The sequence below is a fragment of the Bacillus zhangzhouensis genome (genome assembly GCF_000715205.1).
Lineage (GTDB): Bacteria > Bacillota > Bacilli > Bacillales > Bacillaceae > Bacillus > Bacillus zhangzhouensis.
Genome location: NZ_JOTP01000047.1, coordinates 1 through 9,175, shown reverse-complemented (window position 1 = coordinate 9,175; position 9,175 = coordinate 1). Strand labels below are relative to the sequence as shown.

2 protein-coding genes are annotated in these 9,175 nt (G+C 44.9%); both read right to left on the bottom strand.

What is annotated here, in order from left to right; translation table 11 throughout:
* Positions 1 to 7,703 (bottom strand): amino acid adenylation domain-containing protein (locus BA70_RS18420; protein ID WP_034325180.1); only part of this gene is annotated, 7,703 nt, incomplete at its 3' end.
* A 19-nt stretch (positions 7,704 to 7,722) separates the two neighbouring features.
* Positions 7,723 to 9,096: a condensation domain-containing protein gene (locus tag BA70_RS18415; protein WP_239646711.1), complete on the bottom strand. Its 1,374-nt coding sequence runs from the start codon at positions 9,094 to 9,096 to the stop codon at positions 7,723 to 7,725.
* Positions 9,097 to 9,175: the final 79 nt, after the last annotated feature.

Sequence of the window (9,175 nt, the reverse complement as noted above, 5' to 3'; positions counted from 1 at the left end):
ACTCCATAATCCAAATTATACATCGCTTCATAGTTCCAGCTTGTGCCGCAGAAGGTCGCCGCTTTTTGATGAGGCGCTTTGTGCGTTTGAGCCTCAATCAGTGCATGAACAGTTTGACCTGCGGGAACGTCAAGGTTAGGCCCTGACCATTCATTGATCAGTTCTCGTTTTTCCTCTTCAGTTAATATAGATAGCGCTGAAATTGGCTGATTCAACTTAGCCAGCATTTCGTCTATGATTTGTTCAAAGTATCGACTCCAGCGCTGAATGGTACTCTTTTTAAACAGTGCTGCTGCATATTCAAAGCGCAAGCCCACTTGATCTTGTTCTTCAAATATACCGAGTGTTAAATCAAATTTTGCATGTACCGTGTCCTGCTGTTTTTGGGAGAGCTTTAGTCCATTCAGTTTCGGTAACGTCAAGTCACGGTCATCTGTTGTCAGCATGACACTAAACAATGGATTGCGGCTCGTGTCTTTCGGAAGATCTAACTGTGCCACCAATTCCTCAAACGGGAATCCTTGATGTTCATAGGCTGATAGGTTGCGATCTTTCATTTTTTCAAGCAGGTGCTCGGCGGTTTCTTCTAGCTGCAATTCATTTCGAAGGGCCAGTGTATTCACAAACATGCCTGGAATCCGTTCGAGTGAAGCATGTGTACGTCCTGCTGTCACAGCGCCTATCACAATATCTGTCTGCCCAGTTAATTTATGAAGGAAAATGGCAAACGCGGTTTGCATCACCATGTTCAAGCTCACACCTTTTGCAGCCATGAGCGATTTGATGGAATGCGCCTTTTCAGCAGATAACCATCTATCGACTCGGTCTCCTTCAAATGACTGAACACTAGGACGCGGGAAATCAAGCGGAAGCGCCAAATCTTCTGGAGGCTGTGCATATTGCTTCAACCAATAATGCCTTTCTTTTTCAAGCGATGTTAGTTGCTTTTCCTCCTGCTGCCATACTGCATAATCCTTGTAATGCAGCTGAACCGGTGGTAACGCCTTTTTCTCATACAGCTGCGCCAATTCTTGAATGAGCAGACTGCGCGTGACACCATCTGCAATGATATGGTGCATATCCATCATGAACACATGTTTCTCATCAGAAAGCTTTGCCACTTTCGCTCTCATTAATGGTGCCTGATGTAAGGAGAATGGTGTGATGAATTCCTCTACGACAGATTGCTCTTGACCACTCTCTACTTCAACAATCTCTAACGTAAACGGTACTCGGCGATATACTTTTTGAACTGGTACACCGTCAATTTCCACAAAGGCTGTCCGCAAAGATTCATGTCTTTCGATTAAAGCTTGAAGCGCTTCTTCCAGCTGCTGCAGATCAAGGCTTCCTTCCATCATTAAAACGGCTGGCATATGGTAGGTGACTGCTTCTGGATGCAGCTGCTGTAACACATACATACGCTTTTGTGCAGAAGACACTGGATAGAAATCTTGCTTTTCCGCTGGCTGAATGGATGTGACAATTGAAGAATCCGTCTCTTCCAAACATGCCGCCATCGCCCGTATGGTTGGCTTTTCAAAAAGGATCTTGAGCGGCACATGCTTGTTCAGCTTGGCTTGCATTTTCGAAATGAGTACCATGCCTTTGAGGGAGTGACCTCCTAATTCAAAGAAATGGTCATGAATACCGATCTGTTCAACCCCAAGAACATCTGACCAAATGTCACAAAGCGTTTGCTCAAGTGCCGTTTCTGGTGCTACGTGCTTCGCGCGGTTCATATGCATCTCATGTGGAAGCGGCAGAGACTTCGCATCCACCTTTCCGTTTTGTGTAAGCGGAATGTGATCCACTTTGACAAAATAGGTAGGAATCATATAATCCGGCAGTGCCTCCGCAAGCTTTTCTCTAAACATCAGCGTTCCAATATGTTCAGGCGCTGTATAATATAGCGCCAGCTCAGGCAAACGGGACAGGTGAATCACTTTGACATACACTTCTTGAAGGGTTGAAAGTGCACGCGCGGCATGCTCAATTTCTTGTTTTTCAATTCGGTAACCGCGGATTTTCACTTGATCATCTACTCTTCCAAGAAACTCAATGTCTCCATTTGCATGCTGTCTGACCAAATCCCCTGTCCGATACATCTTCTCTTGAGGGAAAAATGGATTTTCAAGAAAACGTTCTGCTGTTAATTCAGGCTGATTCAAATACCCTTTCGACACGCCTTCCCCAGATATATAAAGCTCTCCCGGTGCGCCATAAGGGACAAGGCGCTGCTCTCGATTGCATACGAGCGCTCTTGTGTGAGCAATTGGCTGCCCGATCACAGAGCGATCCTTCAAAGCGCCCAGCTCATGCCGTGTGATCAGCTTGGTCACTGTTCCGATGGTGGTCTCTGTTGGACCGTAATGGTTCATCACTGCCACGCATGGATGCTGCTTCATAAATGTCTCAACATCCTCAGGGACAATGGGTTCTCCTCCAAGTACAACAAGGCGTAAAGCAGCAAATTCATGATTCTTAGTATCTGCCATCATATGAAATAGGGATGGTGTCATTTTGATATAAGTCAATTCTTGCTCATCAATGAAACGCATGAGACGCACAGGATCTGTGTACACGTCTTCACGAGGAACATAGAGTGTACCTCCTGCTTTTAAAACAGGGAAAATGCTTGTGTAACCGAGATCGTATGCATAAGAAGAAAGAAGTGCAGTTCGATCACATTCTTGCAGTGTTACCGCATTCGTCAGCCAGTTGACATAGTGTGATAGATTACGATGCGTAAGCTGTACACCCTTCGGCTTCCCTGTTGTACCAGATGTATAAATCACATAAGCCAGCTGATCAACCGATACATCCGGCAGATCTAACGAATGGTTTTGGTGCACTGCTTTTTCGACATGTACCACTTGAAGAGACTGCTGATCTTTATAGGAATTGATATGCGTCTCATTTGTGACGATGACTTGTGCACCAGAATCTTCTAATGTATAGCGGATACGTTCAGCAGGAAAAGCCGGATCAATTGGTACGAATGCACCTCCTGCTTTCATCACACCGAGCATTGAGACGATGACATAAACAGAGCGATCAAGGATGAGCGCCACTGTACATTCTTTCTCTACGCCTCGAATCTTCAGTTCACTGCTAAGTGCATTTGACATGTCCTCAAGCTCGCGATAGGTGAGCTTCCTTTGATCATCCATGACCGCAATGGCATCTGGCGTTTCCTTTGCCTGACGTAAAAATTGGACATGAAATGGCTCATGACGATTCGTTTGCCCTTCATCTTTTTTCTCTAACCGCTCCATTTGCTCATGCTGGTCCAGTATATTGAGCAAGCCGATCTGTTCATCCGGATGGTGGATCGCCTCACGAATAATCGCCAGAAGATGAGTTCCTAACCGGCGGACGGTCTCCTCTTTAAATAATGCCGTTGCATAGTCAAGGCTCAGTTTTAATTCTCCCTCACGTTCAAATGCCTCTAGAGACAGATCAAATTTGACCGAGCGATGCTGAATGGCATAAGTCGATATGTCAAGATCACCAAGCTTTAAAGCCGGAACCTCCATGTTCTGCATATTAAATGAAACACTAAAGAGTGGGCTCCGAGTTGTATCACGGTCTAGCGGAAGACGCGCAATTAACTCTTCGAGTGGGTAGCTTTGATGTGCGAAAGCCTCGACACTCGTTTCTTTTAATTCTTCAAGCAGCTGTAAAAATGATTTGGTTTGTTCTGGTTTCCCGCGCATCGCAATGGTATTGATGAACATTCCCGGCATGTCCTGTATATCAGGGTGTGTCCGCCCTGCAACAGGGGAACCAACGATGATATCTTCCTGCCCACTATAGGAAGCGAGCAGCACTTGAAATGCAGATAACAAGAACATATACAAGGTCGTATCTGTTTTCTGAAGCAATTCATGAATGCGCTGAGTCGTCACTTGATCACAGCCAAACATTACTCGTTCTCCGGAAAAATCACGTTCGGCTGGACGCGGATAGTCTGTTGGTAAATCTAAAACCGGTAATTCTCCTTCGAATTGCTTCAGCCAATACGCTTCATGCTCCCGCTGTTTCTCCGTCTCTTCTTCACTTAACTGCCAGACAGCGTAATCTTTATAATGAATGGCTCTTTCTGCAAGTGCTTCACCATCATAGGCCTTCGCCAAATCTTGAATGAATGTCTTCATGGAGCTGCCATCTGTAATGAGATGATGTGCTTCCAATACTAGAAGATGACGATTTTCATTGACTTTCAACAGCTGTGCTCGTAAAAGTGGTGCGGATGTCAAATCAAATGGTGATTGACGTTCGGTAAGAAACGCCTCTGCATCTTCTTCCTTTATGTCATGGACAGGAAGGTCAAATGCAGTCCGTTCATGCACCCTTTGTACAATGTCTTCTCCGTTCATATGAAAACTCGTTCTCAAAATTTCATGCGTTTGGATCAACTGATCAAACGCTGAGCTAAGCCGCTGATGATCGAGTACACCTTCAAGTGTTAATACGATCGGAATATGATAGTTCGTGCTGTCAGGTTCGAGTGTCTGTAAAATGTATAAGCGGCGCTGAGCTGGCGACACAGGATATTCTTCTGCCTGCGTTGCTGGCAAAATCGGATGTCCTTGTTCTTCTTGATTGTCCTGCTCGATATATGCCGCAAGTGAACGAATCGTTGGCTTCTCAAAAATCACTTGAATTGGGACTTCCTTTTGAAACACCTCTTGAATCTTCGCTGACATCATCATCGCTTTGAGAGAATGTCCGCCAGCCATGAAGAAATGCTCATCTACTCCAATCGTTTTCCCAAGGAGCTCCTCCCAAATTTGAGCGAGTGCCTTTTCCGTTTCGGTTTCAGGCGGAATGATCTTAATCTCTTCACGTTGCGCTTCGTCTGGCTTTGGTAAGGCTTTTCGATCTACCTTTCCGTTTGATGTAAGTGGAAATGCATCCAACTTCATCACATGGTACGGCACCATATAAGCTGGTAGCTCTTGATTGAATAAAGCCCTCACCTCTTCTTCTGTCATAGTTCCTGTGAAGTAAGCGGTGATTTCCTTTTCATCTGCACAAGACTCATGGACGAGCACAACCGCATCATCTATTCCTGCTTCTTGCTGAAGCACCGTTTCAATTTCACCGAGCTCAATACGGAAGCCGCGAATTTTCACTTGATCATCTGTCCGGCCGAGGAATTCGATCTGGCCATCCGCTCCATACCTAGCCAAATCCCCTGTTCGATACAAACGTCCTGCCGGCTTAAATGGGTCTGCAATAAATACTTGATTAGTCAAATCCGGAAGATGGAGATATCCTCTTGAGACACCATCACCGCCAACATACAGCTCTCCAGGCGCCCCAATTGGCTGAAGTCTTTGATAGTCATCTAAAATGTAGGCTGACGAATGATTGATCGGCTGACCAATTGGGATTGCGCCCATTTCATTCCCTCTCACCTCGTAAATGGTCGAGATCGTTGTATTTTCTGTCGGGCCATATGCATTCAGTAATACAAGTGCTGGATGATTCTTTTTCACAAGCTCTGCACTCTTCACATTGATCACATCGCCGCCTGTGATTAATTTGGTTAATCCTTTGAACATCTGCGGCCGCTGCTGAGCCAGCTGATTAAATAATCCTGTCGTTAAAAAGAGCGCCGAAATCTGATGTGTTTGAATAAATTGTTCGAATCGATTGATATCCAATAAAGTATCACGGTCAACAGGATATAGCGTTGCACCACCCAGCAGCGTGGTGAAGATTTCAAAGGTAATGGCATCAAAACTGACTGCCCCTGTATGCGCCATACGATCCGAAGTGTTCAAACCTAATTTTTCCTGAGAACATGCTAATCTCACAATATGCTGATGCTCAATTTGAACACCTTTTGGTCGTCCAGTTGAGCCCGACGTATACATGATATACGCCAATTGAGAAGGAGACGTCTGAGCTAATATGTCCACGTGTGAGCACTTAGACGTTTCTGTCACATGAACCGCCTTGATGCTTTCATAAACTGGCGGCTGACTGTCAGCATAAATCAAAAGCGATACGCCGCTGTCTTCAAGCATAAATTGGATTCTCTCCTCAGGCTGGGATGGATCAATCGGGACATAAGCAGCCCCTGCATGAAGAACCGCTAAAATGGCGATGACCGCATCTGCTGATCGGTTCATATACACTGCGACAGCATCCTCGGGCTGTACACCATTTTCAACCAGACTGCCAGCTAATCGATGGATTTCTTGTCCAAGCTCCTCGTATGTGAATGCTCGATCTCCTTCGACTAATGCCAAATGGTCAGGCTGCGCCTTGATGCGTTCCTTGAGAAGCTCAGGAATGGACAGGTGCTTCGGATAATCTCGCTCTGTTTTGTTCCACGCTTCAATCTTCTGTTTTTCTTCTTCTGTGATACATGTCACTTCATGAAGGCGTACTTCAGGGTTTTGGATGATTTGCTTCATGAGATTCGTTAGGTGTTTAGATATGTTTTCAATGACCATTTCTTCAAACGCCTTGGCATTGTATTTGATTTTTAATGTCCACGTTTTACCTGGATATACAAGGACATTCAGATCGAAATTCGTTTGTTCAAATCCGTCCTTTACATTAATCGAAAAACCAAGACGTGCAGACATGGTGTCACCAGATAGTTCCTGATCTAAAGGATAATTTTCAAATCCAACCAAGTGATCAAATAGCTGTCCTCCAGCAGCTGTCTTTTGCTGAATGTCATAAAGCGGCATAAAATCATAGTTTTCCGCTTCAAGTGCATGCTGCTGAACCTTTTGAAACAGCTGTTTGAAGGTCTGCTCCTGATCCAACGTCACCCGGACTGGTATCGTATTGATAAACAGCCCTGCCATGCGCTCAATCCCTGACACACTTGGAGGCCTTCCCGATACGACCGTTCCGAATGTGACATCATCTTCCGCATGATATGTGCCTAAAAGAACGGACCAGACAGCTTGAAACAGGTTCGGTGCTGTCACTTGGCATTGTCTTGCTGCATCTTGAATGGCTTGTACCATGTCAGCATCCCATGTGAACGTCCATTCCTGATGATCGTATTGTCCGTTCGCCTCTTTTTGCTGCAACAGCCCTTGATGCTGAACAGCACCGTCTAGACGCTTCTTCCAATAACCTTCCGCTTCTTGTTTGTTTTGCTTTCCAAGCCAATGGATATAGTCTGCATAAGGCTTACCTTGTGAGCGGTCAGGCGTTCGGCCGTTTCGATCAGATTCATAGTAATGAAACAGTTTTTTCATCAAAACACCCATGGACCATCCATCCATGATGATGTGATGGTTGCTCCAAATGAGATGCCAGTTTGTTTCATTTAGTTGAAAAACAGCGACTTTCAACAACAGATCATTCGTTAAGTGAAATCCTTGTTTGCGCACTTGCATTTTATATTGATCTAATACCTTTTGCTGCTCCATCTGATTCAGATGAGATAGATTCTCTCTATACACATCTAGATGACGTTCAGCTAGTACAACCTGACGAGGCTTTTGTAATTGCTGATAGACAAAGGCTGTACGGAGAATGTCATATGTTCGTATAAGCTCATTGAGACTCTTTTCAAAAAGATCGAGATCAAACTCTCCGCTTATTCCCAGCTCAAGCTGTGTGAAATAAGAGGAGGAATTCGGGTCTAGCATGGCATGATACAGCATGCCTTCTTGCATTGGTGTTAAAGGATATACCTTTTGAATTTTCTGTTTGCTCATAGTCCACCTCTTCGTTTGCTTAAAATATATCCATTAGCTTTTCAAGTTCATCCATCGTGAGATCATCATCCCCTACATCACTAGGTGTGATCTGGGTCTCATCCTGTGATACACAATGAGAGATCAGGGCCTTCACATTCTTTTCTAGGAGATCCTTGAACTGTTCCATCGTATGTTCTTCAAATTCAAGGTGATGATATGAAATCGTCACATAGAGCATGCTTTGTTCAACAAAACCAACAATATCTAGCGCATGAGGTTTCTCTGATTCAAGACTAAGCGATTGACCTGCATGCCATGCGGATCGATTCAGTTCACCGCCGCCGATCTGTTCATCAAACTGGCCAAGGTAGTTAAAGCTGATGTCCGGTGTGACATCAAAGGCGATATCCCCCTTCATTTTGTCAGGTGTTAAATATTTTAAAATGCCATAACCGATCCCTTTGTTCGGAATGTGCCTGAGTTCCTCTTTTAAATGCTTGATTTGATAAGAAAGATCGTCTGCATGCGACATATCCAGTAACACAGGATACATGCTTGTAAACCAGCCAATAGTCCGCGACACATTGACCGCCGGAAGGATTTCTTCTCTTCCGTGCCCTTCCAGGTGAATAAAGTGTCTGTCATCACCTGTCCACTCTTTCATTGATAACCCTAATGCTGTCAGCAAAATATCGTTTATATCTGTGTGATAGGCCTCGTGTACACCCGTCAGGAGGCTGTGCGTTTCCTCTTCAGACAATGTAAATCGAATTGTCTGCGTATGAAGCATTCGTTGATCCTCCGTGACATGATCCTTCTGAAGCGGCGTGACTGAATGTGCAAGGAGCTTTTTCCAATAGGCTCTTTCCGCTAGCAGGTCATCTGACACAGCGTATTCTGTCAGCTTCTGGGCATATTCTTGGAAGGAATGAGTTTTTTCAGGAAGTGTAAGGACCTCCCCGCGCTTCGACTGTTCATAAAGAGCCATGAAGTCTTCAAGGAAAATACGCCATGACACACCATCGATGACAAGGTGGTGTACGGCGAGCAATAGGTGATCTCCCTGCTCCGTTCGGAAAATAGCAGGTTTCACTAATGGTCCCTCTGTTAAAGAAATACTCGCCTGCACTTCATTTGCCAGCTTTTCTACCTGCTGCATTTGTTGCGTGAGCTCTCCTTGTACTTCAATCAAATCAACTGTCACAACGTTTTCCTCGACTCCACGATGACGCTGGATGATGCGTCCTTCTTCCAATGGATAAACCATTCGCAAGGCATCATGATGGATCATCAGCTGCTCCAACACTTGCTTGACGATTGCTTCATTCAAACCATTTGGCGCATGAAGCATAACGGATTGATTCCAATGATGCTGGCTGCTAAAGTTTCGTTCAAAGAACCAGCGCTGAATTGGCGTTAAAATGGCTTCCCCTTCGCCATTTGAATGCCTTTAATGGAATCTCCGCCAAGGAAGAAGAAGTGATCATGAA